Origin of the sequence: Jeotgalibaca arthritidis (genome assembly GCF_011100465.1) — a bacterium.
GTDB classification, from domain to species: domain Bacteria; phylum Bacillota; class Bacilli; order Lactobacillales; family Aerococcaceae; genus Jeotgalibaca; species Jeotgalibaca arthritidis.
The window spans coordinates 1213661-1239991 of record NZ_CP049740.1 but is presented as its reverse complement, the minus strand read 5'-3'; the positions used below and the strand labels follow the sequence as shown (position 1 = coordinate 1239991).

Genomic DNA, 26331 nt, shown 5'->3' with positions numbered 1-26331 from the left:
AAAGGGCTTTTATGTTTATTTTGAGAAAGATATAAAATCAATATATCCCTTTTCCCCAATTTTTACAACGGCATTGTAGGGCTTTTTCTCTTTGTTTTTGATTCCTTTTACCAGGGTTTCTTTTCCCTCCAGTAATTCTTTTACATTCGTTTTGGTTAGTTTTTTCTTTCTAAAATGTTCAGCTAAAGTAAACTTACATTCAGGATAATTTGAACAACCATAAAACGATTTTTTTAATACAATATTGTTGCCACACTTAGGACATTTTCCTACAAGGGGTCCCGAGCGCTTAGTGGGAATTTGTACCCCTTATCGATACAAATTCCCCGTAGGCGCTAGGGACCTCTTTAGCTTCTTGGAAGCTGTCAGTAGTATATCTAATAATTTATCTCCATTCCCTTTAGTAACGTGTAACTTTCCAAATTTACAAAAGCGACTCATAGAATTATTTCCTCCCGTTAAATAATAGATAACTATTAAAAATAGACAATACTTGCTCATAAGTAATGGTACTTAAATTGTTTACTTTGGCGTGTTTCATTGCTTGATGAAACTGATTTTTAGTAAACAGTTGACGATATTCTCGATTGACCCATTTTGAAACAAAGTACGTATATAGCTTCCAATATTTATCTGGAACATCTGTGGTATGGCGGGTAAGTTTTATTAAGACACTGTTTACTTTTGGTTTAGGATGAAAGCATTCCGCTGGCAGCTTAAGCAATTGCTGAATCGAGACTTGAGTGTGCAAGAGCAACCCTAGTGTTCGGTGAATATCCAAGGTACGCTTGTAGAATCCTTCTTCAACAATCAGATAGATGTCAGACGCACGGCTTTCAAAAACCACTTTTTTAATAATTTGTGTGCTTAAATGGTAAGGAATATTCCCAACAATTTTATACCTCTGTTTGTTAGGGAATTGAAACTGTAGAATATCTTGGTGAATTAAAGTGACACGAGTATTCAGTTTTAATTTTTCTGACGATAAGTTGAATAGATGACTGTCTAATTCAATAGACGTTACCTGTTTACTTATTTTAGCCAGTTTCGTCGTTAAATGCCCTTTACCTGTTCCAATTTCGTAAACGGTATCGGTTTCTTTTAAATTCAATTGTTTTATTATTTGGTTGAGTACTTTTTCACTCGTTAAAAAGTTTTGAGAATATTTTATATTTTTGTTCATGTAATCACTCCTGAAGTGATTACATCTGTAAATAAATACAGAAGTTAAACGATTTGTTTGTAATTTTAGTTATCTGTTTAAAAAGTCATAAGATTAGTCACTGGTAGGAATTAATCTAACGTATTTATTTATCTGCGTAATCACTGTTTTTAGTCTGTTTCAAAACAGTAGATGTTTTATCTACATTACGCATTTGGAATACCAACATGACGAATCCCTCCTTCTTAATTACAAATTTTTAGCATCTAATTTAACTTCAATTCCTATTATACAAAATTTTAAGATAATGCACTATCAACACACTCTTAAGTTTGCTTCTAAGTCTTATTTCCATAACTTCTTTTACGTTTCCGCCATTCTTTGCTGTTTCGATTTTTATGATATGGTGCAAGTCAGCACGAACACGAACCGTCTTATCTCCCATTATATCTTTTTTTGCACTGATTGGTGTATCATTTCGTTTTTCTTTTTGTGCGCCTAAATTTCCCACAATCACTCACTTCTTTCTATTTCTTCTTATTCTTATTTTATCATCAACAATCACAAATCACTTGTGATTTGTGATAAGTGATTTGTGATAAGTGATTTGTGATTAATATATAAAAGCCCTCTTTAAAGGGCTTTTATGTTTATTTTGAGAAAGATATAAAATCAATATATCCCTTTTCCCCAATTTTTACAACGGCATTGTAGGGCTTTTTCTCTTTGTTTTTGATTCCTTTTACCAGGGTTTCTTTTCCCTCCAGTAATTCTTTTACATTCGTTTTGGTTAGTTTTTTCTTTCTAAAATGTTCAGCTAAAGTAAACTTACATTCAGGATAATTTGAACAACCATAAAACGATTTTTTTAATACAATATTGTTGCCACACTTAGGACATTTTCCTACAATACTTTTTTCTGCTTCTTTTTCTTTCTGTTCCTGGTAATCAGAAAAATTTAGTTTTTCTATATCGTTAGGTACAGCTTCCAGTAAATGAACAATGAATTTTTTGATATTCGTAATAAAGTTCTCTTGATTGCCTTCTCTTTTACCGATTTTTTTTAAATACGTTTCCCATTTAGCCGTCATTTCAGCACTCGTTAAAAGGTGCTGACTTTCAACTGCCTGGCACAATAATTTTCCTTTTTCAGTTACAACAAGCTTATTCTTAATCACTTGGATATATTCTTTTTGTTTTAACGCTTCAATAATACTTGCTCTTGTCGCTTCTGTTCCAATCCCCTCAACTTCTTGTAAAATCTTGATTGCTTCTTCATCATCAACCGTTTTATTCGCCGTTTTCATAGCAGTTAATAATGTACCCTCTGTAAAAGCTTTTGGCGGTTGCGTTTCTTTTTCAACACTCTTAACACCAACTTCGGCACGTTCGCCAATGATAACGAGTGGTAACGTTTGAACGTCCTCTTTTTCTTCTTTGGTTTGTTGTTTGAAAAGAATTTTCCACCCTTCTTGCTTTGGTGTCTTTCCGATCGATTGAAACAGCAAATCAGCTACTTTCGTTTGTATCTTGGTTTCTTCATACAAGTAATCAGGTAAAAACATGGCAACGGTCGTTTTAACGACTAAAGCATAAATTTTTCGTTGTAAATCGTCCATTTTCGCTAATGCAGATTCGGTAGGTACTTGTTTTGTTGGGATAATGGCGTGGTGTTCCTGTACCTTACTACCGTCCACATAACGCTTTCTAGGCTCTGTTTGAACCATTTCAAGATCAAGTCCTAAAAAACCGCTATATTTGCCAAAATTCGCTTTTAAATAAGCAAATTCGTTCTCTGTAATAAATGGTGTATCTGTTCTTGGATAACTCAATAATTTTGCTTCATACAGTCCTTGCATAGCTTTTAAAGTTTGGCTCGCTGTCGCTTTATAAAGCTGATTGACTTTTGATTGCAAACTACTTAAAGAAAACAAACTCGGACTATTCGTTTTCTTCTCTTTGGTTTGAACATCAGCAATTATCCCCTCTTGATTGCCTATTTTAGCTTGTTTAGAAGAAACAAAAGCTAAAAGCTCCTCTTGGGTTTTAAAACGCTGTGTGGGGCTTAGAACGCCCTTAAACGACCCTTGGTTTACTTTTATACTAGCTTCCACCTCGAAAAAAGGTTCTTTTTTAAAATTCTCTATGGCTTCCTGGCGCTGAAAAATAAGGTATAAGGTGGGCGTTTGAACACGTCCTAGTGAAAATGTACCTTGTACGCCCTTCTGTTGTAAATTTAACGTATACAAAGGGCTTGCGTTCATGCCGATCAACCAATCGGCAATTTGGCGTGTTTGCGCTTCTTGATAAAAGGGATAGTAATTCATTCCAGGTTGCAAATTTTGAAAACCGCTTCGGATTACATCTTTTTCTAAGCTATTGATCCATAGTCTTTTAAATGTTTTATCTTTTGAAAAGGCATTTGCTTTATGGATAATCGACCAGGCGATATTTTCACCTTCTCTGTCGCTATCTGTTGCAACAATAATTGTATTTGCCTTTTTGAGAAGTTCTGCAACAATTTTAAACTGCTTTCCCTTATCTTTTGCAACTTCAAAATCGTATCGATCAGGAAAAATCGGCAAAGATTCAAGTTTCCAATTTTGCCACTTTTCGTCATAATGACCTGGTTCTGCTAATTCCACTAAATGCCCAAAACCAAAGGTGATAAACGTTTCATCTGTAAATAGTGGGTCTTTGATCTCAAAATAACCGTCTTTTTTGGTGCTTTGTTTTAAAGCACTTGCGTAGGCTAATGCCTGGCTTGGTTTTTCAGCTAAAATAACCGTACTCATTAACTATCCCTCTTTTCATTGTTTTTTCTTTGATCGACTGTCACGTTATATCTTGCTCGATACCTTCTAAACGTTCGGCGATTGATTCCAGTTTGTTCTTCAACTTCTTTATCGGATAAACCATTCAAAAACAAATCGAAAGCATGCTTTAAACGTGGATCATTTTCTTTAAATTTATGCTGACGACCTTTGAATTTGCCTTTTTTCTTAGCAATTTCGATTCCTTGTGCCTGACGTTCCTTAATTTTTTTTCGTTCTGATTCTGCTTGATACTTGTACAATTCAATGACAAGGCTATTAATCAAACGCCTTAAATTTTCATCTTCAATACCATTCATTGAGGGTAAATTTAAGACTTCCAGGGTTGCCCCCTTAATTTGAATTTGATTCATCAATTCTGTTAATTCTTTATTATTTCGTCCTAATCGATCTAATTCAGTAACAATAACAATATCCCCTTCACGAATATAGTTAAGCATAGCTTGTAATTGTGGGCGTTCGACCGATTGACCGCTTAATTTGTCTGAAAAGACCTTAGAAACGCCCTGTAACGCTTGTAATTGCCGATCTAAGTTCTGTTCTTTGCTACTGACACGTGCATAACCAATTTTAGCCATTTTCAACCAACCTCTAAAATTCTCTCGGTTGCAATAACCAATCAGCAATATCTACTTTTTCAATTTCAAATTGCTTATCAGAAATTGTCTTTTCGTAAGCGATAAAATCTTGCGCATATTGTTGCTCATTAAAAATAGCCACCACTTCGTCATTTTCTAAAACTCGATAAATAAATTTTTTCATTTTACTCCTCCTATTATGCCCAACTTAAATGACCTATTCACCAAGTCAATTATACTGCTAAAATCATATTAGGACAAATAGGTATACTCTATTGACCTTTATAGAAGCAAATTTATAGAGAATTACACAAACTATCTAGTCAGTGATAACTTCTACTTACCACCTGTCCTAATATAACTACCACCTATCATAAATTTAATTATTATATACATTTTTATGCTATTCTAAATTTGAAGAGGAGGTGTTTTCAATGGAAGTTGATTTACAGATAGAAAACGAGTTAAAGGATAATTTAGTCATTTTAACAACAAAAGAAAAAACAAAAAACATACAAGATATTGTGTCATATATCAAAACAAGAAGATATTTTGTCGATGGACTTGTAAATGACCAAAAGTTATTTATTCCTGTTGATCATTTTATTAATTTTTATTCCAGTCAAAAAAAAGTATTTGGGTGTACAAACCAAAGTGAATTAGTGATTAACTATCGTTTATATGAACTTGAAAAAAGTCTTCCTGAGAATTTTATTAGAATATCTAACACCGAGATTATAAATTTAGACGTAGTCAAAGAATTACAGCTTACAGCAAATGGTTTGACTACAGTTATATTCCAAAATGGAAAAATCACAACCTCATCAAGAAGGTACTTAAAAAAAATAAAGGAGCGATTATCATGAAAAAGAAAATTTCGCTATGCTTATATTCAGGCGTTGTTAATGGAACATTTATAGGATTAGTTATGTCTATAGCATTTTCTTATGTCTCTGCGTCTGGAAGATACTCTCCCGCCCCAACAATATTTATGAATCATTTTGAACATTCGGCAACAGCAATGTTAGTGTCTATTCTTTTATGGACTTGCATAGGTCTTGTCTTTTCTTTCAGTTCGTTGATTTTTGAAGCCACTGATTGGAGTATTTTGAAAATGACTATAACTCATTTTTTAATTGCTTATATTGGGTCCTTGCCATTAGCAATTTTAGCAGGATGGTTTCCTTTGAAATTTAACAATATTTTTATTTTTACTGTCATTTATATTGTAATCTATATCATCATGTGGTTAGTTTTTATGAATATTGCAAGAAAAGAAGTAACTTCAATTAATAAAAAGATACAACGTAGAAATAAGAAGTAATCCGCCAAATAAGCTCATTAGGATATACTCTATTGTCCAAAAATAAAATAAGGGAGTAACTTTCTCTAACCAAAAGTTACTCCCTTATTTTATTTTGTTATCACTGTTGAATCATCATTTATAAGTGAACGTAAAAGATAATAGATACCCAAAAACAGAAAGAAAAATAACGGTAATACACGGAGTAAAACAAACGGAGTTTCAAAAATGAACGCTTTCCAAAACCACATACCCTCCATTTCCCATAAACCTTGGGTAAAATACCATGATTTAAAGTTCAATATCTTATCCAAATTCCAAGAATTACTACTAAAAAAAATAAAGAAATACAATAAAAATAGAGTTCCATAAGTATAACCATATTTTACAGCAAACTGCCTGGCAAATGTACTTTTTCCAGCACAAGAAGACCCACCAATCCAGTAAATCGGTTCTTTTCTATCGGAAAACTTACTATATGTACTTTTCTTAGAGTGCATACTAACTCTTCCCTTCCTCTCCTCCCCTATTCAGATTAAGGGGTGCTGTTTTTAGCTCTTATTTTTTCTAGTTTATTTTTAAAGCGCTTGTCAACATCCCCGTCAACCAATTCGTCTTTTATTGTGTAACCTGAGTAAGCCCACTCTGGTAGGGATTCCTTACGAGGTGATGGTTTGGTGTAGTTTTGTTGTTTATGCTTAAATGATTCATCATATTCTTTGATATCTTTAATAGTCTTAACTTCTTTTTGCTTGAAATCGGTTAGTATGGCATTTAAATACACAAAGGATTTGCCTTTTGATTGAGTACGATTCATTGCTTCTAAAATGACATCTGAATCGAAAACAGTTAACCAGGTTTTTAAGTTCTGTTTGACTTGTTCTGTCGGGATTTCAATAGTTAATCACTCTTTCTTATTATAATATGTAATTTTTTTATTATATCACAATATAAATTAGAGAATAACAATAAAATAAGTATTCGAGAGGAAATCATTGATCCGTTTTTCTTCTTTTTTCCTTTTCTGTAGTCGTATGACATTTGGGCACCCTTTGTTAGATTGTATTTTTTCAATACATGAAATTTTATAAAATCATGTGTTCCAAACCTTGTGTAATCAAGGTTATTTTTCATCTTAAAAAGAAAAAAGATAGAGCATAAAATCTACTCTATCTTAATCTTGTCAGTCCTTCTAGCACTTTTTCTGAGTTTGTCTTAATTGAGATTAAGACAAACTGGATTATAAATTTTTTAACGATGTATAATTCTAATAATGCGACATAATTAATATTTTTATTCATTATGTGTATTAAAAATTATAGATTAATTTCATCTGTTCCTATATCAGATAAATCTATAAATTCTAGTTTCATTTCTGCTTCTACTTTTGAACGATAAAAGATGATTTTATTATAGGGTTTCAAATTGTTTTGCCATGATTCTATATTACTCAGAAAATCTGCTCCGTTTTCAGCGATTATAAAGCACTCTAAGTCCTTATTGATATAACAAATTGGTGCGTTACTTTCTAAGTCACATGATTGGCCAATGGTTCCGATAAATCCACCTCTACTATCTTTTGCCATAATATCTACCTGTGGAACCGTATAAAATTCTAAATGTGGAATATAATCATCAAATATAAATTGAATATCATAATCGTTAGCATATCTTTGATACTCCTCATTTCTATCACCAACACTCATAGAATAAATTGTTGTACCTGCTGATATAATCTCAGTATCTTTTGAAAATACACTTATAGCTCCAGTAAATTCTGTTCTATCTATATAAATATTTCGCATCTTCAACCTCCGTAAAATCTATATTTATTCATATATCCATATTATTTTAATGTCGCATTTATCTACTAATGTTCATCAATTTACAATCTTGGGTTTTACTTAATTGACATTAAGACAAACTCAATGGTATTAGATTTTATAAATCTAATCTCTTTTTTATTATCTCTATCACTTTAAGATCGGTAAAATCTAATCCATGTATATAGAACACTTCTTTACCTTTTCTTATAACTATCTCATCTTTTCGATAGTTTAAGAAGTATACTTCATCAAGATCCCATAGATTTTTATCGTCCTTAATTATAGCTTTTTCTTTTGCTATCTTTATAGCTTCTTTTACTGCTTCTTTAATTGATTTTACCTTGAAACGATCAAATTCTTCTTCTGTTATACCATTTGATTCTAGAGAATAATCATAGATATCTTCTTCCACTAAAATCTCTATTTCCCAAGATATCCTATTCTCAACAGATTTCTCAGCTTGCTTTATATACCTCACTACTAGGTTTTTAGCTATTCCTTCTGTAAGTCCATTTGAATACTCAGTCTTTACAGAGATATCGCCTTTAGGCCAAGACCAATATGTGTAAGATGTTGGAATAAGAAAACTAGTATTTCTCATCAAATCTCCTTCATCTTCAGAAGGTTTTTCTTTAAAATCATTAGCTGAAAGTACTTTGTATTCTTCTATATCATGATTATTGCTATCCATTGCAAATGCATTGATACTTATAAAAGTTATACTTATAGATGCTAGTGTTGATAGTATAAGAGCTAGACCTAAGAACACCTTCTTATATTTGACAGTTTTTTTAGATGGTTTTATGAAGATTTTATAGAATATACCTATTGTTACTCCTATTACTAGAGGAACAAATCCTATTAAAATAATCTTAGAGTTTAATATAAACGCTGAATAAAAACTATATGAAACAAATAAAATCAGGAATAATAAATATATGCAAGAAGTCGCCTTTTCAAAGTAAAATTTTGAGTGTACATATTCTAATGAATCTCCGAGTTCCATATTCTTCCTGTTTATTTTTAAGAATTTTTTTATTCTTATTATTTGATAAATTGCTGATATGAGAAATATCGGTATTACAGGAGCTATTATCTGAACCATTCCATTTTGTAAAGTTTGAATATCTTTAAATATTCCACCTAGAATTGCCCACGATAAGTATATATAAAAAGGAATTAAGATATAAGATGATATCAATTGTTTTCTAGCTATTCTTTCTAATGTGTTGAACTCATCTTCTTCATCTGTTGATATATCTACCACTTCTGTTCCAGCCTTTTTGAAATAAATATGAAGATCACTTGCCTTCATAGCATAGTTCCAGCCTACTGACTCACATACAGATTGAAACTCTTCTAACTCTTCTTTACTCTTTACAGTAAATGCTGTTTCAACTTCATATGGAGATATTGAAAAGTCTAGTTCTTCAGGATCTATTTTCTTATATATAAACAAGCTTCCCATTGTTATTTTATCGATCATCCACCCAAGACTAGCCATTTTTTCAAAGTGTTTCTCTACTAATCGATAATTTGTTATATCTAAAAATCTATTTTCTATCTTGAAATTCATCTTCTTGACCTCCCTCTACTAGCTTTGCATCTTCTAATAATTGTCCTAATCTCTTTACTTCTTGATTTAATCTCTCTTTACCTTCATCTGTAATTATATAAGTCTTTTTATTATCATCATCTGAGACAAGTTTTATAAGCTTATCATCTTCAAAACGAGAAAGAAGTGAATACAGTGTTCCTGGTCCTACCTTCACACGGCTATCAGTAAGCCAATCTATATATTGCATAATTTCATATCCATGTCTTTTTTCTTTTAAACTTAAAAGTATATAATACATTGGCTGTGTCAGCACTTTTGTTGTTTTCTTATTCATATTGCCCTCCTTGAAATCATATCGGCTACAGTTATATCAGCACCTGATACGATTATCGTATATCAGGTACTGATATATGTCAATAAAAAAATCATATAAACCGTCAACCGATCTATATGATTCATTTAATTTTATTGGTTAGTATTATAATTTATTAATTATTTGTCTGAGTTTTACTCAATTCTTAATGTGACAAACTCAGTTTCTGCTTTATAAATACATGAAATTGCTTAAAGTCGTGTATATAAAACCTTATTATCTCAAGGGAATATATACACGTTTTTTTAAGTAAGGAAACCTGAATATTTTAATCGACACTTATAATAGACAGCGAAAAATCAATCAGATCAATACCTAGTAAGTGTTGATTTTAGTAGACTCTTATCAGATAGTTGATTAGTTTTAATTATTTTTTTTGCTCTAAAAGGATCGGAATTATATTTAATAAAATCGATACAATCGTTAAACCCCATAGGACTGTTGTCATAGTAGGTACTGCATCTAATAAAGCAGCCCAATCTTTTACCTTTACCCAACCGGATATCATGCTGTACCCTGCAACAAGCGTCAGTGCTGTGAATGATAATCCCATTGCCATTGCTAATTTATAATCTTTGCCTACTTTATATAAATAAAGATTTAAAACAGTTGCTACTATAGCAATAATTCCTAATATTAGAAACATAATAATTCCTCCAATTTTTTTGATTTGCATTCAGTATAATAAGTATCTTATTCTAGTTATTATGACGTATCAATACATTAAACTGTATAAAATCGTGTATCGAGAACCCTATACCCATAGGGTTCTTTTTTTATAAGGGTGTCCAATACATGATTTAGCGCTATAATGAATGAAATCATGTATCTGTTTTAGGATAGGAGAGAGCATTTCAATGACCTATAACGTCCAACCATTAAGAACGCAGCAAGAAATCAACGACTTTTTATTCTGTTTACGCCGCAATCAGAACGCAGAACGCGATGTTTTTCTGTTTCTGATCGGTATTAATAGCGGTTTACGTATGTCTGATATCGTGAAATTAAAGAAAAAAAACGTAATTTCCTCAAAGAATCCACGGATTGTGGAACAAAAGACCGGAAAAACACGCATTTTATATTTGAGTAGTTTGCAGGATTTAATCCAAGACTATACAAAAGACCTAGAACCAGAGGATTATCTATTTCCAAGTACCAAAGGTAATCATTTAAAAGTCAATACGGTCTATCAGATGTTTCAAAAGGTCGCTAACCTGTTGGGGCGCGATGATATCGGCACCCACACTCTACGAAAAACCTTCGGTTACCACTATTACAAGAAAACCAAAGACGTGGCCACCTTAATGGAAATCTTTGGTCACAGCAGCGAGAAGATTACCAAACGCTACATCGGGATTAATGAAGACGAGATTAGTGAAACGTTATTAACCTTCCGATTAGGCTTTTGATCATTCACATCCTCATATAATGAGGGTAGGAGATCATGCGTAAACTAACGTAATGTTACTCGATCTGTGAAACTGTACGCTAGCCAAGTCTACAGCGTCTAAGAAATGATTAAAATAACCGGTATTAGCAAAGTCATCCTCTATCGCTATTATATAGAGGTAAAAATAACGCATTTTAAGGCTGTTTCAGATTCATAGATGGGTAATTAACCATGAAGAAGCTTAAAATGCGTTTTAATTTGATGGGTACTATGTCTTTTTGTAAAAATCATCTTACTTATAAACATAAGATATAGATATGAAAAAAGCCATTGAATATCATGTACTATCAACATAATCATTAGTCTTAAGTTATGACTATGAAAAGAGACAGAACAAGCCAGCTTCTCAATTTGAAGAGCTGACTTTTATAATTGTTTCTCTATAGTTTACTTTTTAGAAAAGGAGATTGCTCGTCTGCTCTATGACTAGTACTCCAGTACAATACTTTCTTCATTTCATTATTGTAAATTTCCCAAGTGATCCGGATACGATTACCCTCTTTAAATTGAAAAGCAATTAATACACCAGATACTCTATCTAACCCAGAAATATTAATATTGGTTAACTGATCCAATGTCGTATTAGGGTCTTGAATATAGTATGGGCCCACAGTCCCTAGAAACTCTTTGTTACCTACAATTGCTTCTTGGTTTTCAGTTGTTGCGACATACCCTATAGCTTTATCTGATAATTTTACTTTCTTCCCTTTTTCAATAGCTTTTTTAGCAGTTGTAATAAGAAGTGCACCAATGGCAATAGCTTCTTTTAGATTTATAACAGAGGCTAAAAAATCTGAATTGAGCATATCTATTATTTCAGTAGTCATTCCAGCTAATTCTCCAAGAATTGCAGACTGATGTGTTTGTTGAATTTGTAAAGATAATTCTTCTTCTGTTATTGTATAAGTAATGTTTTCAGTATTTAAATCTTCAGATTGGTAAATAACCATTAGTGGATCTTTATATAACAAATAAATGACCTCCTTTTTCTTCCTTACAGGATTAAGTTGTAGTGAATAATTCATTTTTTAATTTAATTGACACTGCTTTTCTCCATATCTATATTATACTGTTTTATTTTATGTTTAATGCAATAATATAATGTATGTATTAGATAGTATAAATCTACAGGAAATCTTTTTTTATAAGGGAATAGTGTTTCAAGTAATCAAAATAGGAGGGCTCTAAATGGATAATGAAGGCTGGTATTTTGATAAAGAACAATATAAAGTATTGAGAAGAGAGCATCTAAGAAGAAAACATAAAGAGCCTCAAGGTTTTATTGTAGTGAAATATCTTCTTCCGTTTGAACTGCCTTTTGAAGACTACACTCGTTCTCTATTTGAGTTTAGAGATGAAACTCTAGCTGTACTCATCAAAAATCATGAGTATGACAGAAATGTTTACATAGACACGACTCTTCCTGATATAGTATCTGAAGTTGAGATTGTACTATTTTCTTTTTCTTATTTATCGGATCAAATAAAAGAAAATAAAACGCATGAAGCCGTTGATTTTACATTAGAATTTCTACAAAGATTACTTGAAATGATAATGATAAAATACGAATCTCAAGGAGTTCGAAGAATAACAAGACAAGATTTGCCTTATGTGATTCCTGTAAAATTGATCAAATCTACTACTTTTAAGGAAAAGCACATCGAAAAAAAAGCAATAATGAATATGCATTTCAATAATACTCCAAGGCATCCCGCTAAGTTAGATTCGAAACAAATTAACACCTTAACTGGAATGGTAAATGAATCGGACGAGTTAGTTTTTATAGATTCTATTTTATATATGCGAGAAAGCAAGCAACTTTTAGGTATAGGGAATTATAGAGAAGCAGTAATTAATTTACAGACAAGTATAGAAATATTCATGTATACCCTCTATCGTTTAGTACTGATTAATAAAGAAAAGTTACTAGAAGAAGAAGTATCACAAAAATTAAATGGGCGTTACACTAATATATTAAATCATCACTTGAAAAAAATTTTTTTTGAAGTAGGTCATATATTTGAATTTGAAATAGAAAAAAATTCTCACAACTTACTAAATAATTATATGGAAAAAGTATACCTATTAAGAAATAAGATTGTTCATGAAGGATATAGGTGTACCGAATCAGAGGCAAATGAAGCATTTGAAATAGGAAAAAACATGTTGATTTCAGTGATAGACGTTATAAATTCGACAAGACTAAAAAATGAGGTATTTTTAGGCGAAGAACTTGTTTCAGGCCGTGTGAATGTGTAGGCATTACAATTGGATAACTCTCCATCAATTGCTCTTATTTTTTTCATTTGTAAAAGAAACAATCAAGAAATAAGCTTGTTCAGGGCTTATTTTCTCCATGCACTTAGAGAAGAAGGACAGCTATTTTGCTGCCCTTCTATTTTTTTATTTAGAGTAAGCCCATTTCTTTGAAGGATAACCATTTGGTTTCTGAAACGATAAAATGGTCCAATAATTCGATTCCAAGAACGTTCCCTGCTTCCATCATTCGTTGGGTGAAAACGAGGTCTGCTTCGGATACTATGTTTATGAGGTCTGAGCTGGGGTGGTTATGATAGAGTATAATCCGCGCCCCATTATTGAGAATCGTACTTCTAAATATCTCTCTAGGATGGGCAACGCTTGAATTTAAACTGCCGGTGAAAACCCGATGGATCGCATTAATTTGATTTTTTGTATCCAGGATAAGGATAAGCACCACTTCCTGCGCTTCATCCCCGATTTCACTGACTCCCAAACGACCAGCTGTTTCTGTTGAAGTTATTCCGCCTTTATATTCAAGAGGCCTTTCCATCACGATTTGCTTGACCCGGACAATTTCCGTAATGTTACTTTTAATTGAAACGGTATTTATTTTTTCCGCCATTTTTTATCCCTCTTTCTTTATTTATTCCCTCGTATATAGATACGTAACATTTCTCAAAAATTTTTTTATTATCCAAAACGGTCATTCAACTTTCAGGCTTTTTCAAAAAACTTTCACAAATTCGTATGCTTCTAATCCTTTTATGTCGCTTTGCATGGCATCAATCGTTTGAGCTTCATAGTATAACTTATGGGGAAAACGTCTATCGATGTGAGTAATCCGGTATAGATTCGGAATCAGATAGTCTCCTTCTTCCGTGAAAACTTGTATCAAATCATTCACTGCTACTACTGCTTTTTGTTTATTCATGTTTTTCCACTCCTTTTTTTGTTTTGAGTCGCATAGATGTGAGCTCAAAAGCTGAATTTTTTCCGTTTTGTTGGCTAGCCTTTAATCATGAGGAAAAAAGGAAATCAAGAAAAAAGGAATCCTTTCCGCTTTAGCGGTTAGGATTCCTTTAGATAAAAAGTTTTTTGGAAAGGAAAGAAATGGAAAGAGAAAAAGTTTTTACGGTTCTGGAATTGCTTTTCTGTTCTCGGATAGATACATGTGGGACCGGAGGGTAGGGCTCCCGCATGGAGATTGCCGCTAAGAACAGTCCGAAATGATAAAGCCCTGATCCAGCTCTTTCGGATCGTTCAGGGCGTATGGCGACACAAAACGAAAAAATGGTTTCAATAGATATGCTTTTGAAAAAAGCACTCCATACTCTTGTCTTTTAAGGAAAAACGATTGCGATTATAGGAGTTTTTCTTTTCCCTGCTTTTGTTATTATTCTCTCTTTTCATCAGTAAATGAAAGTCGCTGATAAAAAAAATCAGAACATTTACTCCTTGTCCCCCTTCACAAAACGAACACTTGTTCTTATAATGGTTCTAAAGGAGTGATTATCCATGAAATATTTGAATGACGAATATCAAGACCGGGGTATGAAAAAATGGGCGGGCTTTTTCTTATCTGAACACACAGCTGAACAGGAAAAAATTCAAAAAGGATTGGCTCACATCAATTCCCCAAAGCCCCAAATGTCCGAACAAGAGATTGGCGAGGTGCTTCAAGTGGCTAGATTAAAAAATAAGTCCGTTGCCATCCAAATCGAGGCCATCGATAACGAAGGTAATTATTACGATTAATATGCCACTGATGACGGTGATTTGATTTTTCTTTCCTAAAATACACCTTTGCATGATTTTTTCCTCCTGTTTGTTGTTTGTAATGTAAGTCTACTGGATTGAATCAGATTAAGAATTGATCCTCATCAAGAAGTGGTTTTCCTTCGAAAATAGTTTTTCACTGCGCGGTCTTTTTTGTTTTACTCTTTCGTATAACTCTATGATAGCTCCTTTATTGTTTTTAATAATTGATGACAATCAAGTTTGAATAAACGATTTTTAGCATGTATTTAAAATAGATAAAGCTGATAATTTCTGAACAGAAATTATCAGCTTTTTTGACGATTTAGGCTTTCGCCAAGGGTAAGCTTCATTCCCTACAGATACAAATTTAAAAAGCTGTAGATATTCGCTCACCCTTTCAGCTAATATCATGATGCAGTCTAACAAGCACCACTTAATTCCGCTTTTGTTTTTTCGGACCCTAACAACCGCAAGCCGTTTAAGATGACGAGGATTGTGGAGCCCTCATGGAATAGTACTCCTAAAGGAAGTCCCAGAACGCCGAACATATTTAAAGTAATCAAGCTGACAATAACAGCGATGGAGAAAATGACATTTTGAATAATGATTTTATTTAATTTCTTGCTTAGCTGATAGCTATAAAACAATTTAGACAAATCATTCTTCACTACAACGACATCAGAGGATTCCATTGCGACTGACGAGCCACTTCCCATCGCAATTCCGATATCTGCATTCGCTAGCGCGGGCGCATCATTGATCCCATCGCCAATCATCCCAACAACGTCTTCTTTTCCTTGGCTTTTTAAGACAAAATCTATTTTATCTTCCGGTAACATGGAAGAAATATAGTCATCTACCTTTACTTCCTTTGCAACCTGTGCCGCAACCTTTTCGTTATCTCCCGTTAAAAGATAAACCTTGATGCCCTCTTTTTGGAAATCCGCAACCGTACTCGCTGACTGCGGACGAATTCGATCCCGGAGTGAGAAGTAACCGACGACTTCATTTCCCTTCGCTACAAATATGGTCGTATCGCCTTTTTCCAGTAGCTTTTCAAACTGATCAAATTTATCATATTGCTTAAATGCATCCGGTTTTCCAACTAGGATTGCCCCTTTTTTAATTCCCGAACCAGCAATTTCTTCAATCGATTCCGCTTGATTCACTTGTGCTAAGTTAATCTCTTTAAAGGCAGAAACAATTGCTCTTCCGATTGGGTGACTGGATTGTTGCTCCATATAAATGACTTCTTTTAACAGCTCTTGGTCCAAATGATAATCGACCACTTGGAAGTCGCCATACGTCAATGTTCCGGTCTTATCTGTATACAAAATATTCATTGTACTTAACGCTTCCATTGCGGCTCCACCTTTAAATAAGATACCGTTTTTGGCTCCATTACTTATCGCGCTTAACGTAGCCGGTGTAGCTGATGCCACCAATGCACATGGACTAGCCACTGTTAAAAGTACCATTCCACGATAAAATGCTTCTTCTAATGGTAGGCTTAGGAAATAATATAGAAAGAAGATGAAAATAGGTACGATAATTAAAACGCCAATCACGTACTTACTTTCAATACGGTCTATAAACTTTGCGATTCGAGAAGGTTTGTTTTGTGCTTCTTCAACCATCCGGATAATATTGGAAAACATGGTTTGATTCAGTGTCTTGTTTACTTCTATATGAAAAACATTTCCTTCATTAATCGTTCCGGCAAAAACTTCCTCCTCTAACTCTTTTTCTACTGGGACAGACTCACCCGTTAAAGCCGCTTCATTCACGATTGCATTTCGGTCGATCAAGCCATCAATAGGGATTTGACCACCCTTCGATACCACGACAATGTCCCCAATAACTAACTCTTTCGTAGGGGTAACCACTACATCCCCATTTTCTTTTAGCACTTGGGCTGTGTCGGGTACTTGCGCCATTAATTCTGAAATCGCGCTGGTGGATTTGTTCGTTGCATAATCTTCCAAAACTTCTGCAGCAGCAAAAATCAATAGCAACCCCGCTCCTTCAGACTCAAAATCAATGATTACTGCACCAACTGCTGCCAAAACCATTAATAGGTCGACATTTGGTGAGCGATCTTTAATCGTTTCAACAACAGCATGTTTTGCCGCATAGAAGCCTAAAAAGAAAATTGAAATATAAAATAGTATGGAACTGTATGCATCATTTATTGGGATAAAGATAAACCCTAAGATTGTAAATAAAACACCGACAACTAAAAATTGTCCTTGCCTACTTTTTGTTAGATACTCAACCATTTCTAAAACCTCTTTCTTATTTTTTGTTTTTTTGCTTACCAATTATTACAAATCCATTTCACCTCATCTTTTCACTCCCCTTTATTTAGAAATATATATATAAAAAAGGGCACACCTATAGAACAGAATTAACTGTCCCACAGGTATGCCATTATTATTTACATACTCTGCTGCCGCAAAAATTGCAGCCCGGCTGCATGGACCTTTTATATGTCCACCGCCTGTTCAGATCACAATGAATATAACCAACAAACAAAATCTGTTATATTCCAAAGCTTTCATTATTTAGTTTTAATATGCTTCATTGATTCTCATGTGACTATTATAACAAATTTTTTTTTGAATTTCAAATCGCTTTCCCATTATTTGAACAGGGTAGAATAGCAATCGCAGCCATAAGCTTTGTGGCGGATCGAAGTCTAGGAAATGTATGCTTCCTTAGTTAGTTCATAAAGTTTTATTTCCACTTTTTTAAATAATTTTTGATATTCTTCTCCCATTTTTTGGTAAATTTCTAATAATTGCATCAATTCTTTTTTTTATTGGATTTGTCAATTTAAGCTAAACAAAGTAGATTCATCTATGTAACTCAAAAATACTTCTAGTGGCGTCCAGTAATCAAATGATTTTCGTGAGATATATTTCGTTTGTTCGCAACCGAGGATTTTTCTTTATCGTTGATAGCTGAAATGTGTACTATACCCCACTAACCGATTTAAAGTGCGTCATAAAAATGATTAAACAAAAAAATAAGAATACAACATCGGTATACACCCATGCTTTCTTTCCAAACATTGCTTTTTTTATAAAAAATAAATCTCCTAGGACAAAGAGAAATCCGAACATTAAAATTAATACAGATTTTTCAGGATTTAAAAGGAACAAACACAGAAAAACAACTATTAATGGTAATATAAAAAAGTATATATACCTATTCCCTAATTCCGGCGATAATTTGTTTTTTCTCATTTTTTATAAAGCCCTATACTATAAAAAAATGATTGAGCCGAGACTCAATCATTTGTCTAGTTTTACTTATAATCTACAAAGAGATAGGCTTCACCATTGATTTCTTCGCTGTATTGGCTGAGATTCAAGAGCACAATCGTTAATTTTACCTCTTCATTCTCATAAATCAGTGTCATTTCGGATAAGGCGACTTGCTCTTTCGTTGTTGTTTCTTCCAATACGGCATCCATATCTTCAGCTGTGTTAGCCTCAATCAACACATTGCCATCTTCATCTTTCAATTGGATGTTAAAGTAGTTTTCATTGTCTGCTGTCATTACAAAGAGATGGTTATTCAGCAAGTTGACGTTAACGTCTTCTGTGGTCGTAAAGCTGATATAGTTCCAATAATCCATGCCGCTGATCTCTAGCCCGATTGATTCGGTCATATTGAGGTAAGCGTAACGGTTGTTATCAGATGTTGGCGTATAACTACCGTACTGCATTGGGAATCCGAAAACACGCTCAAAATCTGCATACAATGAAAAGTTCTCTGGCAAATAAGTCACGCGGTCAATCTCACCAAACATTACTAAATTATCCAAGCTTTTCGAAATAATAATCCGATCTGTTTCAGAAACATCTTTTTTCGGTTGAATGTCTCCGTCAACTAACATGTCATTTTCAATTAAAGTTGTTTCTAAGCGATTTAATTGGCTGTTTCGCGCCACCGTAAAGGCATCAATCGGCGGTGTAATGGAAATTAATCCTAGCACCAACAATACAATTGCAATCCAACCGTTTTGGTGCGGTTTAAAGAAACTAAAGACTATACTCGAAAAAACAGCAAATAGTCCAAACAAAATGACATAGTAGCGACCGTAAGTGATACCCATTTCTTGAATCTTTAAAATACTAGAAAGGGTTTGGAAAGCGACAATTGGTAACATAATTTTAGGAAAAATCTTTCTAAACCAACTTGCAAAACGATGGTCAAGATTACAAGTCAATAAGTAGACGACGATAACGACAATGGCGTAGCTGACTAGCATCGGTTCGAGTAAATTGTCTGTCCAGAACTCGCCACTAATATTGAGAACAACATAAAGGAGGAGAATGACTGTGTAAATCGCAGTCAAAGGAATGACAATGTAAACCAACAGTATTTCTAAAAAGCGTGGTACGTGATAGGTTTCTTCAGAATCTCGCTCGTCGTAGTAAGGAATCATGCCGAGGAAATAAATCGGTGCAAATAACGACCAAATGATATTCATAGCATGACTGACAGCGTTAGTTGGAACTGAGAATAGTAAATTATCTACAGTCAAAATAATAGCTGCCGTCCCAATCGTTAGAACCAGCGAGAACAATAAAATCGTTAGAATAGATTTGAATATGGCCAGAAAATGTTGATGGAAAAAGAGTTTTTCATTTTTGGCTGTTGGAATCCAGATAAAGGCAATGAAGAGTGCAAAACTAAACACCCCACTCCTAATAAAGTAAATATAGTCGTAAGAATCCCATCTCACTAAAGTAAAGTAGTACAGGGCTGTTAATAAAACAGAACCCGCCAGTAATACCCAGCGCTGGGTCGTTTTTCGATAAAACCGTTCATGAAGTTGTTGAGCTACAATACTTAAAACCGCTCCACTAACAAATGTAAAAATAAGTTTACCATATTGTAAATCGTAAGAGCCGATTTCCAGAGCCGTTAATGTTGCAATTCCAATTAACCATAAAATTGTAACAGGATAGCGAACAAATGCCTGCCCTATGCCACTAAAACTTTTTTTCAACCGATTCCAGAGTTCCATTTTCACCACTCCTTACTGAAACTTTTCTTCTATCTTTATTATACTACTATCCACAAAGACAAGATAGTATGAGCTCACTCTTAGTTGTTTCAAACATTTGTTTGTTTTTTAAGCAGTTATTTTTCTCTTTCTATATCTTTGTAGCTTTTAATTATCCTTATATTATTAAACTCTCTGTCTTCTTATTTTTATTTTCACAAATGCTTTAAAATACAACCCTTGTCATAACGGCTATAAAACAGCTTGTTTTCACTTAATCACCTCTAAATTTAATTATATCCTAATATATCACTACTTTATTTCTACGCATAAACAAAATTTTTGTTTATTTTTTTAAAGATAGGCATCTTTTTATTTGTTTATCTATTTATTTATGGTAGACTAATTTCTGGTGAAAAATTCTTTATCATGGGATTTATATAAAATGTACCTTATTGTGCAATTTTTTCTTCTTTTTTTGTATTAAAGAGGGGAAATTACTAGACATTTTTTAAAATTACTATATGATAATGGGTAGAATATCTATCACTCAGTCAATTTAAAATAAATATTTGTATATATTTCGTTAATCAATAAAATGGTTAAAAATCTAGAGGAGGACCACTATGTATACGATGTCCAATATCAAAAACCTATCCTTAAAAATCGTTTCTGCAGAAAAGAATACGATTACTGCGGATCAATCAACAGCTTTTCAAAAATACCCTTATGTTAAAATTGTCTTTATCAACAATGGCGAAGGCTTGCTAACATTTAAAGATACTTCTGAAAAAGTTGGACCAAATCAAATCGTTCTATTAAATCCTAATATTGATTACTACTGGGAATTGAATCCTAGCCAATATTTAGAAGTTACTGAAATTGGGGTTCACGGTCTAGAGTTTTCTCATATCGGAGAAGCAGAACATGACTTTACATTCTATAAATACGATCGCACAGATACAGATAGCGCTCTATTTACAGAATTATTAATAAAAGAGCTAACAACTAAAAAACCTGGCTCTGAAGAAATTGCGAAACGTTATATTGAGATCATTTTGATTCAATTATTGCGTAACGAAGAATTCTCAATTCGCAACTCATTGAATAAGAAAAACCATAAGGAAATCCAAACTGTTAAGAACTTTATGAAAGTAAACTACCATAAAAACATTACCTTGGATGACCTTGTAGAATTAGTTCATATCAACAAATTCTACTTAATCCGTATTTTCAAACAAGAAGTGGGTATGTCACCAATTGATTACCTCATCCACATCCGTATTGATGAAGCACAAAAAATGCTTCGCAATACAAACATTGCGATTGCTGATATCGCACACTTAGTTGGATTCCAATCACCATCACACTTCTCTAAGACATTCCGTGAATTATCTAATATCACGCCGTCACAATATCGTCGCCAAGGCAATATGCCTCCGACACCACCACAAGCATAATAAAATAAAAACACGTTGCCGCAGCAACGTGTTTTTTTAACGTCTTTCTTCTATAAAGTGTTGCAGAACAACAGCATGATTCCGTTGCTTATCTTTAGCCGCATAGATTAAGCTGACATCCCCTTCTTCGAGAGCATCTATAATAGTCGTAACGGCTTCATTATCCGTCAATTCATCTTGGTACTTTTCACTAAAGGTTTCGAAACGCTCTTTATCTTCATGAAACCATTTTCGCAAATCGGGAGTTGGCGCAATATCCTTTAGCCAATCATCCAACTGTGCCTCCTCCTTCTTAATGCCTCTTGGCCAGAGCCGGTCAACTAAAATGCGTCTGCCATCCGCTTGATCATAAGGGTCGTAGATCCGTTTTACCTTTAACTGAGTCATTGTTCATCTTCCTTTCAGTGTCATGTTATAATAAATAAACCTAATGATAAAGAAATAGAGAGGACTACTACTATGATTCGTCACGCAAGAGCTGAAGACAGCCCACTATTATTTGATTTATTACTGGAAATTTTTGAAGATATGGAGCTCCCTATTTTAAAACAACTGGCTCCTCAAACCTTTAAAAACGTCATGGTTTCCTGTATGCAAGAAGATTTCTACCGCTACAGTTACAAAAATGGCATTGTTTTAGAAGAAGATGGTGTCATTATGGGCTGTTGCTATGGCTATAAAGGCGAACTCGAGCAAGCCTTAAATCTACCCTTCCAACAGGCACTTGCCTCATACGGTATGGAAGACGTTTTGTTATTTCCCGATGCAGAAACCTTTTCGGGAGAATGGTACTTAGATTCTTTAGTCACAGCCAAAGACCAACGCGGCAAAGGAGTCGCTGGTAAATTACTAGCAGCTTTGCCTACTTTTGCCAGAGATGCTGGCGAATCCGTCATTGGTTTAAACTGCGATAAAGTAAATGACCGCGCTCGCCATGTTTATGAAAAAAATGGCTTTGTTGCACATTCTGAACTTACCCTCAGCGGCCATCTATATGACCATATGCAAAAAGCGATTGATTAACGAGACAAAAAAGCCTGCTAGCAGGCTTTTTTTGATGTCGTAATCGAAAGCATTAGGGTTGAATCATACCTTCAACGACTTGATGAGCATGGCGCATCAGCATTCCGGCCGTATTATTGCCATGTTGAATACCATGAATCAATTGCCCATGAATATACAAATTAGTGATGATGCCGTAGCGTTGACTAATTGCTCGTAAAGAAGGCCATTCAACTTGAACACCACCAAATTCTTCCGATTGAATCAATCGATTACTCAACATCTGGGTAATCAAAGGCGATTGGTCGGTCGCTAAACTAACCCTTTTCTCTTGTCCGCTCGCATTAATTAGATAATCAACTGCTACCCACTTACCATTTGCCAAAACGACTTCGAAATGCTCATCATCCACAAAAACTTCCCTCATACCACCATAAACTGCAATCTCGCCACTCTGCCATAATTGGACTAAATCCTCTACCGACTGACGTGGCATGGGACTGCGAATCGTCTCAAACTGCACACTGTACTCATTTAAAAATCGTTGTTTATCAGTATCCCTTAAAGCTAGCCAAAATTCAGGCAGCATATCATCCAGCTGATGCAGAATAGCTTGGACCTTCCCTAAGTCCCCACTATTTTCTAGCTGCTGAGCCAATTGCTCTCGGCTACCTTGTCCAAAGTCTTCAAAGACAGACTGCCAATCAATTTCTTTTTCTGCACACTCTTTTTTAAACCAATCAATTAACATATCAAGCCTTATAAAGCCATCACCGCGCGCTTTTTCATCGGCCAGCCGTTCAGCTGTTAAATAAGTCATCTCATACAGTGGTTCACTACTACGAACCGAAGAAAAATGACCCGATTGAGAAAAGAAAGACAGTTTGACGGTTGGATCAGATGCTCGTAAAACCCGCATCATATCAATAGCTGTTAAGCTCGTTCCTATCACCCCAACACGTTTACCTTGCGGGATATGGGCTAATTTTTCCTGAACCGGGTAAGGATGGTAAATAAAATGAGGGTGTCTCTTCAAATGGTACGGATCTTGATACGGCAAATGTCCCGTACAAAGGTGGACACAATCAACTACATAATTGCCACTTTTTAACTGTACACGGAAGCGGCCATCCCCCAAGCGATCGATTGCTTGGACATCTTCTTTTATTATCGTCGGCTGGCAATACGAAACGGCAGCATCTAGCTTTTCTTTCAAATACTCGCCGTACCAAGTACGAGGCAGGTGTTTGTGTTCCGCATCTACGACTGCTTTGTTCGTTTCCGCCCATTTTGTAAAGTCAGCTGGGTCGTCTTTGTCCAAACTCATCGTTCTTGCAGTTTGATTCAATAATAATAATTCAGAATCAGCTTGATAAGGTAAACCTGTACCGAATGTCTGACCGTCAAAAAGTAGAATATCCCACTCTTTAGTCATTTGTTGGTCGGCCATAGCAGACAGAACACTAATACCAGCTACACCCATTCCAATAATGGCTACTTTCATCGGTTCACCTCACGTTTAGCAGGGTAAACACACTCAAATTGTTCGCAAACCACTAGCATTTCTTCTGAAAAACTTAAGTCATAATCAACCAAAAGATCTGTAAAAAAGCGTTGATGGACTGCTCGCCAATAGGCCAATGTGCGATCGCCTTCACCTTCTTGGTAAGCAATCTCTGCTGGTACATCTTTAAACGGATAAACCGTAACTGTCACTAGTCGAATAATGCAGACAGCTTGGTCACTTGAATCTAAGATGATATGCCACTCCCCGGCTTTAGGAAGCTCTTCCTTTTCAATTTCATATAAGCAATGCGCAGAAGACGTTGCTGTTTTGATGCCACTTAAGGTTAACTGAGCCAATTCATCAGGAATGGCACCATATTGCCAAGCTTGATAGTTTTCATCTTTGTAAGCTGGCTGCTCAGTAATAAAGGCTTGCCACATTTGTTTTTCGTTCATACTCGTTCTCCTCGTCTCTGTTACTCTTTATAACTTTACCATCATCTTATCGATAGTCAATTAGAGAACAGCAAGAAGAAAATGGCAGAGCTATGAAAGTTGCTTAGTGACTTCCTTCAAAAAAGCATTGCAGTCTGTTTGAACGACTAGATCAAAACGTTTCATATCAGCAACCGTCGTTTGATTAATTAAAACTAAATGCTCACCTCGAAAATCATCGATTAAGTAAGCAGCAGGATAGACATTTAAACTGGTGCCAACAACAATCAATAAGTCTGCTTCCCGGATAGCTTTGGAAGCCTCCTCCATGACCCTTTCATCTAAACGATCGCCGTATAAAATCACTTGCGGTTTTAGTCGTTGGCCCTTTTCATCAACCGCAATCCCTCGTTTATCCCAGCGCAAAGCGTCACTCGAAACGGCTTGGCCCGTTTTGGCATCTTGCCATTTCGTAGCGTTGCCGTGAACGGCCAAAACGTGTTTATTGCCTGCCTTTTCGTGTAAGTTATCAATATTCTGCGTCACAACGGTGACTGTTTTACCACTATCTTCTAGCTGTTTGAAGAAGAGGTGTCCGGCATTGGGTTCTGCATCTGGAAAATCCAAAATCGTTCGGAAATTTTCAAAGAATAATTCAGGTTGCTGCTTAAAAAAAGGCACACTCAGTGCCTCTTCCCCACTATAATGCTGGCCGCTCAGTTGGTCAAAAAAGCCACCCGCTGAACGAAAGTCAGGAATCCCGCTAGCCGTAGAAATGCCCGCACCAGTGAAGCCAACAATTCGCTTGGCAGATTTAATCAGTTGAACAAGTTCTTGAATATCTTTTTGCACAGCATTCACCCTTCCTAACGCCAGAATTTTTGGTGATCAGCTTTATCATGTTGGTTAAAGGCGATCATTTCTTTTAATAAATCATATGGAATAGCTTGATCAAATGGTAAACGTACTAAGTTTTGAGTATAAGACAAGCCCCGTTTATCGAACTCATCTTTAAATTGATTAATCCCTGCCACTTCTGGCGCAACTGCAAGATGATGTTTCGCCACACTAAAGCCAATAATATAGGTTCCATGATCGGTAAACATCGGTTGGTTCCATTTATATTCAGCTTTTAGATTAGGGAATTCGGTCATAACCCAGTTTAATAATTCTTCCACATGCTGGCGTTGTTCAGCTTGTGGCATTTTATTTAAAAAGTCCTGATAAAGTTCCATCTGTATCGCCTCAACTTTCAGTTTTTCTTTCATTAAAAAAGGCCTCAATCCTAAACCTAGTATGAGGCCTCAGTGCTTTTATTCGGATAATAAAGTATGGCCGCTTGCATCCTCACGGGTATGATGAATCGTTCCTTCTGCATATTCTGGAATTGAGTAAATCGTATACAGTTTCAATGGCCGGCCACCCGTGTTAATAATATTGTGCCACATATTTCCGGGAATGAAAATAGCGTCATTGGTTGTGATTGCCCGCTCATAGGTAAATTCATCAGGGCTTGGACCCATCCGGCACACTCCTTGGCCGTCTTCAATACGCGTATACTGGTCGATATTGTGGTGGACTTCAGTGCCTGCTTCTTCATTTTCTGGGATAGACATAATTAAAGCTTGAATGTGATTACCAGTCCAAATGACTTTGCGATAAGAGTCGTTTTCCATCACTAATTCCTTAAAATCAATAACAAAGGGTTGTTGGTCTGTTTCCTTGAATGATTCAGTCATGACGATTCCTCCTCAACTTATCTCGTTACTTCTATTATATATGAAAACGCTACCAAAATAAAATC

29 protein-coding genes, 3 pseudogenes and 1 riboswitch are annotated in these 26331 nt (G+C 34.8%); of the genes and pseudogenes, 7 read left to right on the top strand and 25 right to left on the bottom strand.

Annotated features, from left to right (window positions below; all coding sequences use genetic code 11):
- Positions 1–15: 15 nt before the first annotated feature.
- From G7057_RS06390 to G7057_RS06360, 7 genes and pseudogenes are all read right to left on the bottom strand, one after another.
- A pseudogene (locus G7057_RS06390) lies at positions 16–276 on the bottom strand (topoisomerase DNA-binding C4 zinc finger domain-containing protein); the annotation flags it as partial.
- A 169-nt stretch (positions 277–445) separates the two neighbouring features.
- Positions 446–1183 (bottom strand): 23S rRNA (adenine(2058)-N(6))-methyltransferase Erm(B), encoded by a 738-nt coding sequence (gene erm(B) / locus G7057_RS06385; RefSeq protein ID WP_001038795.1) that lies wholly within the window; start codon positions 1181–1183, stop codon positions 446–448.
- Positions 1184–1307: 124 nt separating this feature from the next.
- Complete coding sequence (locus G7057_RS06380) at positions 1308–1391, bottom strand: 23S rRNA methyltransferase attenuation leader peptide (RefSeq protein ID WP_001814874.1); 84 nt, start codon at positions 1389–1391, stop codon at positions 1308–1310.
- A 48-nt stretch (positions 1392–1439) separates the two neighbouring features.
- Entirely contained in the window at positions 1440–1679 is a 240-nt protein-coding gene (locus G7057_RS06375; RefSeq protein WP_000635249.1) for a peptide-binding protein, read from the bottom strand.
- 133 nt (positions 1680–1812) lie between these two features.
- Positions 1813–3957 carry a type IA DNA topoisomerase gene (locus G7057_RS06370; RefSeq protein ID WP_000108743.1) on the bottom strand — a complete coding sequence of 715 codons (2145 nt, stop codon included), beginning with the start codon at positions 3955–3957 and terminating at the stop codon, positions 1813–1815.
- Positions 3957–4574 carry a recombinase family protein gene (locus G7057_RS06365; protein WP_001062587.1) on the bottom strand — a complete coding sequence of 206 codons (618 nt, stop codon included), beginning with the start codon at positions 4572–4574 and terminating at the stop codon, positions 3957–3959. The genes G7057_RS06370 and G7057_RS06365 overlap by 1 nt, the downstream gene beginning before the upstream one ends.
- A 13-nt stretch (positions 4575–4587) precedes the next feature.
- On the bottom strand, positions 4588–4758 hold the full coding sequence (locus G7057_RS06360) for a hypothetical protein (protein WP_000713595.1): 171 nt from the start codon (positions 4756–4758) through the stop codon (positions 4588–4590).
- A 250-nt stretch (positions 4759–5008) separates the two neighbouring features.
- On the opposite strand from G7057_RS06360, the gene G7057_RS06355 reads away from it, so the two are divergent.
- Together G7057_RS06355 and G7057_RS06350 are read left to right on the top strand one after the other, a co-directional pair.
- A complete protein-coding gene (locus tag G7057_RS06355; RefSeq protein WP_166162135.1) occupies positions 5009–5440 on the top strand; it encodes a LytTR family DNA-binding domain-containing protein in 432 nt (143 codons plus the stop codon).
- A complete protein-coding gene (locus G7057_RS06350; RefSeq protein WP_166162133.1) occupies positions 5437–5898 on the top strand; it encodes a DUF3021 domain-containing protein in 462 nt (153 codons plus the stop codon). Before G7057_RS06355 ends, G7057_RS06350 begins: the two co-directional genes overlap by 4 nt.
- A gap of 89 nt (positions 5899–5987) precedes the next feature.
- Here the strand turns inward: G7057_RS06350 and G7057_RS06345 are convergent.
- The 6 genes and pseudogenes from G7057_RS06345 to G7057_RS06320 form a co-directional block, all read right to left on the bottom strand.
- Positions 5988–6266: pseudogene (locus G7057_RS06345) on the bottom strand (DUF2812 domain-containing protein); the annotation flags it as partial.
- 146 nt (positions 6267–6412) lie between these two features.
- Positions 6413–6769 carry a DnaD domain protein gene (locus tag G7057_RS06340; RefSeq protein WP_227004695.1) on the bottom strand — a complete coding sequence of 119 codons (357 nt, stop codon included), beginning with the start codon at positions 6767–6769 and terminating at the stop codon, positions 6413–6415.
- Positions 6770–7193: 424 nt separating this feature from the next.
- Complete coding sequence (locus G7057_RS06335; protein ID WP_166162131.1) at positions 7194–7682, bottom strand: hypothetical protein; 489 nt, start codon at positions 7680–7682, stop codon at positions 7194–7196.
- Positions 7683–7818: 136 nt separating this feature from the next.
- On the bottom strand, positions 7819–9279 hold the full coding sequence (locus G7057_RS06330) for a DUF2812 domain-containing protein (protein ID WP_166063448.1): 1461 nt from the start codon (positions 9277–9279) through the stop codon (positions 7819–7821).
- Positions 9257–9595 carry a PadR family transcriptional regulator gene (locus G7057_RS06325; RefSeq protein ID WP_166063447.1) on the bottom strand — a complete coding sequence of 113 codons (339 nt, stop codon included), beginning with the start codon at positions 9593–9595 and terminating at the stop codon, positions 9257–9259. Before G7057_RS06325 ends, G7057_RS06330 begins: the two co-directional genes overlap by 23 nt.
- Positions 9596–10001: 406 nt before the next feature.
- A complete protein-coding gene (locus G7057_RS06320; protein WP_166162129.1) occupies positions 10002–10280 on the bottom strand; it encodes a hypothetical protein in 279 nt (92 codons plus the stop codon).
- 211 nt (positions 10281–10491) lie between these two features.
- On the opposite strand from G7057_RS06320, the gene G7057_RS06315 reads away from it, so the two are divergent.
- Entirely contained in the window at positions 10492–11043 is a 552-nt protein-coding gene (locus G7057_RS06315; protein ID WP_166162127.1) for a tyrosine-type recombinase/integrase, read from the top strand.
- Between the two features lie 421 nt (positions 11044–11464).
- Here G7057_RS06315 and G7057_RS06310 read toward each other — a convergent pair whose 3' ends face one another.
- The gene (locus tag G7057_RS06310; RefSeq protein ID WP_166162125.1) at positions 11465–12055 is read right to left on the bottom strand and encodes a hypothetical protein; all 591 of its coding nucleotides are present in this window, start codon (positions 12053–12055) and stop codon (positions 11465–11467) included.
- Between the two features lie 217 nt (positions 12056–12272).
- Between G7057_RS06310 and G7057_RS06305 the strand changes: the two genes are divergently transcribed.
- A complete protein-coding gene (locus G7057_RS06305) occupies positions 12273–13343 on the top strand; it encodes a hypothetical protein (RefSeq protein WP_166162123.1) in 1071 nt (356 codons plus the stop codon).
- 148 nt (positions 13344–13491) lie between these two features.
- Here G7057_RS06305 and G7057_RS06300 read toward each other — a convergent pair whose 3' ends face one another.
- Complete coding sequence (locus G7057_RS06300; RefSeq protein WP_166162121.1) at positions 13492–13968, bottom strand: JAB domain-containing protein; 477 nt, start codon at positions 13966–13968, stop codon at positions 13492–13494.
- Positions 13969–14070: 102 nt separating this feature from the next.
- Positions 14071–14277: a hypothetical protein gene (locus G7057_RS06295; RefSeq protein WP_166162119.1), complete on the bottom strand. Its 207-nt coding sequence runs from the start codon at positions 14275–14277 to the stop codon at positions 14071–14073.
- Positions 14278–14861: 584 nt separating this feature from the next.
- Between G7057_RS06295 and G7057_RS06290 the strand changes: the two genes are divergently transcribed.
- A complete protein-coding gene (locus G7057_RS06290; protein WP_002316697.1) occupies positions 14862–15101 on the top strand; it encodes a hypothetical protein in 240 nt (79 codons plus the stop codon).
- A gap of 422 nt (positions 15102–15523) precedes the next feature.
- On the opposite strand, the gene G7057_RS06285 is transcribed toward G7057_RS06290, so the two are convergent.
- The 3 genes and pseudogenes from G7057_RS06285 to G7057_RS06280 all read right to left on the bottom strand — a co-directional run bounded on the left by G7057_RS06285 (position 15524) and on the right by G7057_RS06280 (position 20145).
- Positions 15524–17383, bottom strand: a complete 1860-nt coding sequence (locus G7057_RS06285) for a heavy metal translocating P-type ATPase (protein WP_166162116.1) — start codon at positions 17381–17383, stop codon at positions 15524–15526.
- 130 nt (positions 17384–17513) lie between these two features.
- Positions 17514–17622, bottom strand: a riboswitch (NiCo riboswitch).
- Between the two features lie 312 nt (positions 17623–17934).
- Positions 17935–18047: pseudogene (locus tag G7057_RS12005) on the bottom strand (IS30 family transposase); the annotation flags it as partial.
- Between the two features lie 367 nt (positions 18048–18414).
- Positions 18415–20145 carry a DUF4153 domain-containing protein gene (locus tag G7057_RS06280; protein ID WP_166162114.1) on the bottom strand — a complete coding sequence of 577 codons (1731 nt, stop codon included), beginning with the start codon at positions 20143–20145 and terminating at the stop codon, positions 18415–18417.
- A gap of 605 nt (positions 20146–20750) precedes the next feature.
- Here G7057_RS06280 and G7057_RS06275 point away from each other — a divergent pair.
- The gene (locus tag G7057_RS06275; protein WP_076767582.1) at positions 20751–21584 is read left to right on the top strand and encodes a helix-turn-helix transcriptional regulator; all 834 of its coding nucleotides are present in this window, start codon (positions 20751–20753) and stop codon (positions 21582–21584) included.
- Positions 21585–21620: 36 nt separating this feature from the next.
- Here the strand turns inward: G7057_RS06275 and G7057_RS06270 are convergent, their stop codons facing one another.
- Positions 21621–21971, bottom strand: coding sequence for a DUF488 domain-containing protein (locus tag G7057_RS06270; protein ID WP_166162112.1), 351 nt, complete (start codon positions 21969–21971; stop codon positions 21621–21623).
- Positions 21972–22043: 72 nt separating this feature from the next.
- On the opposite strand from G7057_RS06270, the gene G7057_RS06265 reads away from it, so the two are divergent.
- Positions 22044–22607 (top strand): GNAT family N-acetyltransferase, encoded by a 564-nt coding sequence (locus tag G7057_RS06265; RefSeq protein WP_166162110.1) that lies wholly within the window; start codon positions 22044–22046, stop codon positions 22605–22607.
- A 52-nt stretch (positions 22608–22659) separates the two neighbouring features.
- Here the strand turns inward: G7057_RS06265 and G7057_RS06260 are convergent, their stop codons facing one another.
- The 5 genes from G7057_RS06260 to G7057_RS06240 form a co-directional block, all read right to left on the bottom strand.
- On the bottom strand, positions 22660–24090 hold the full coding sequence (locus G7057_RS06260; RefSeq protein ID WP_166162108.1) for an FAD/NAD(P)-binding protein: 1431 nt from the start codon (positions 24088–24090) through the stop codon (positions 22660–22662).
- A complete protein-coding gene (locus G7057_RS06255) occupies positions 24087–24548 on the bottom strand; it encodes an ASCH domain-containing protein (RefSeq protein ID WP_166162106.1) in 462 nt (153 codons plus the stop codon). The genes G7057_RS06260 and G7057_RS06255 overlap by 4 nt, the downstream gene beginning before the upstream one ends.
- Positions 24549–24638: 90 nt before the next feature.
- Positions 24639–25379: an NAD-dependent protein deacylase gene (locus G7057_RS06250; protein WP_166162104.1), complete on the bottom strand. Its 741-nt coding sequence runs from the start codon at positions 25377–25379 to the stop codon at positions 24639–24641.
- A gap of 14 nt (positions 25380–25393) precedes the next feature.
- The gene (locus tag G7057_RS06245; RefSeq protein WP_227004550.1) at positions 25394–25795 is read right to left on the bottom strand and encodes an iron chaperone; all 402 of its coding nucleotides are present in this window, start codon (positions 25793–25795) and stop codon (positions 25394–25396) included.
- 45 nt (positions 25796–25840) lie between these two features.
- Positions 25841–26266 (bottom strand): cupin domain-containing protein, encoded by a 426-nt coding sequence (locus tag G7057_RS06240; RefSeq protein WP_166162102.1) that lies wholly within the window; start codon positions 26264–26266, stop codon positions 25841–25843.
- Between the last annotated feature and the right edge of the window lie 65 nt (positions 26267–26331).

Excerpts from the sequence above, each read along its gene's own strand:
- G7057_RS06315 (WP_166162127.1), top strand. The coding sequence starts at position 10,492 with ATGACCTATAACGTCCAACCATTAAGAACGCAGCAAGAAATCAACGAC.
- G7057_RS06365 (WP_001062587.1), bottom strand. The coding sequence starts at position 4,574 with ATGGCTAAAATTGGTTATGCACGTGTCAGTAGCAAAGAACAGAACTTA.
- G7057_RS06300 (WP_166162121.1), bottom strand. The coding sequence starts at position 13,968 with ATGGCGGAAAAAATAAATACCGTTTCAATTAAAAGTAACATTACGGAA.
- G7057_RS06280 (WP_166162114.1), bottom strand. The coding sequence starts at position 20,145 with ATGGAACTCTGGAATCGGTTGAAAAAAAGTTTTAGTGGCATAGGGCAG.
- G7057_RS06305 (WP_166162123.1), top strand. The coding sequence starts at position 12,273 with ATGGATAATGAAGGCTGGTATTTTGATAAAGAACAATATAAAGTATTG.
- G7057_RS06360 (WP_000713595.1), bottom strand. The coding sequence starts at position 4,758 with ATGAAAAAATTTATTTATCGAGTTTTAGAAAATGACGAAGTGGTGGCT.
- G7057_RS06335 (WP_166162131.1), bottom strand. The coding sequence starts at position 7,682 with ATGCGAAATATTTATATAGATAGAACAGAATTTACTGGAGCTATAAGT.
- G7057_RS06320 (WP_166162129.1), bottom strand. The coding sequence starts at position 10,280 with ATGTTTCTAATATTAGGAATTATTGCTATAGTAGCAACTGTTTTAAAT.
- G7057_RS06260 (WP_166162108.1), bottom strand. The coding sequence starts at position 24,090 with ATGAAAGTAGCCATTATTGGAATGGGTGTAGCTGGTATTAGTGTTCTG.
- G7057_RS06265 (WP_166162110.1), top strand. The coding sequence starts at position 22,044 with ATGATTCGTCACGCAAGAGCTGAAGACAGCCCACTATTATTTGATTTA.
- G7057_RS06285 (WP_166162116.1), bottom strand. The coding sequence starts at position 17,383 with ATGGTTGAGTATCTAACAAAAAGTAGGCAAGGACAATTTTTAGTTGTC.
- G7057_RS06330 (WP_166063448.1), bottom strand. The coding sequence starts at position 9,279 with ATGAATTTCAAGATAGAAAATAGATTTTTAGATATAACAAATTATCGA.
- G7057_RS06245 (WP_227004550.1), bottom strand. The coding sequence starts at position 25,795 with ATGAAAGAAAAACTGAAAGTTGAGGCGATACAGATGGAACTTTATCAG.
- G7057_RS06270 (WP_166162112.1), bottom strand. The coding sequence starts at position 21,971 with ATGACTCAGTTAAAGGTAAAACGGATCTACGACCCTTATGATCAAGCG.
- G7057_RS06350 (WP_166162133.1), top strand. The coding sequence starts at position 5,437 with ATGAAAAAGAAAATTTCGCTATGCTTATATTCAGGCGTTGTTAATGGA.
- G7057_RS06370 (WP_000108743.1), bottom strand. The coding sequence starts at position 3,957 with ATGAGTACGGTTATTTTAGCTGAAAAACCAAGCCAGGCATTAGCCTAC.
- G7057_RS06240 (WP_166162102.1), bottom strand. The coding sequence starts at position 26,266 with ATGACTGAATCATTCAAGGAAACAGACCAACAACCCTTTGTTATTGAT.
- G7057_RS06290 (WP_002316697.1), top strand. The coding sequence starts at position 14,862 with ATGAAATATTTGAATGACGAATATCAAGACCGGGGTATGAAAAAATGG.
- G7057_RS06325 (WP_166063447.1), bottom strand. The coding sequence starts at position 9,595 with ATGAATAAGAAAACAACAAAAGTGCTGACACAGCCAATGTATTATATA.
- G7057_RS06255 (WP_166162106.1), bottom strand. The coding sequence starts at position 24,548 with ATGAACGAAAAACAAATGTGGCAAGCCTTTATTACTGAGCAGCCAGCT.
- G7057_RS06275 (WP_076767582.1), top strand. The coding sequence starts at position 20,751 with ATGTATACGATGTCCAATATCAAAAACCTATCCTTAAAAATCGTTTCT.
- G7057_RS06295 (WP_166162119.1), bottom strand. The coding sequence starts at position 14,277 with ATGAATAAACAAAAAGCAGTAGTAGCAGTGAATGATTTGATACAAGTT.
- G7057_RS06355 (WP_166162135.1), top strand. The coding sequence starts at position 5,009 with ATGGAAGTTGATTTACAGATAGAAAACGAGTTAAAGGATAATTTAGTC.
- G7057_RS06380 (WP_001814874.1), bottom strand. The coding sequence starts at position 1,391 with ATGTTGGTATTCCAAATGCGTAATGTAGATAAAACATCTACTGTTTTG.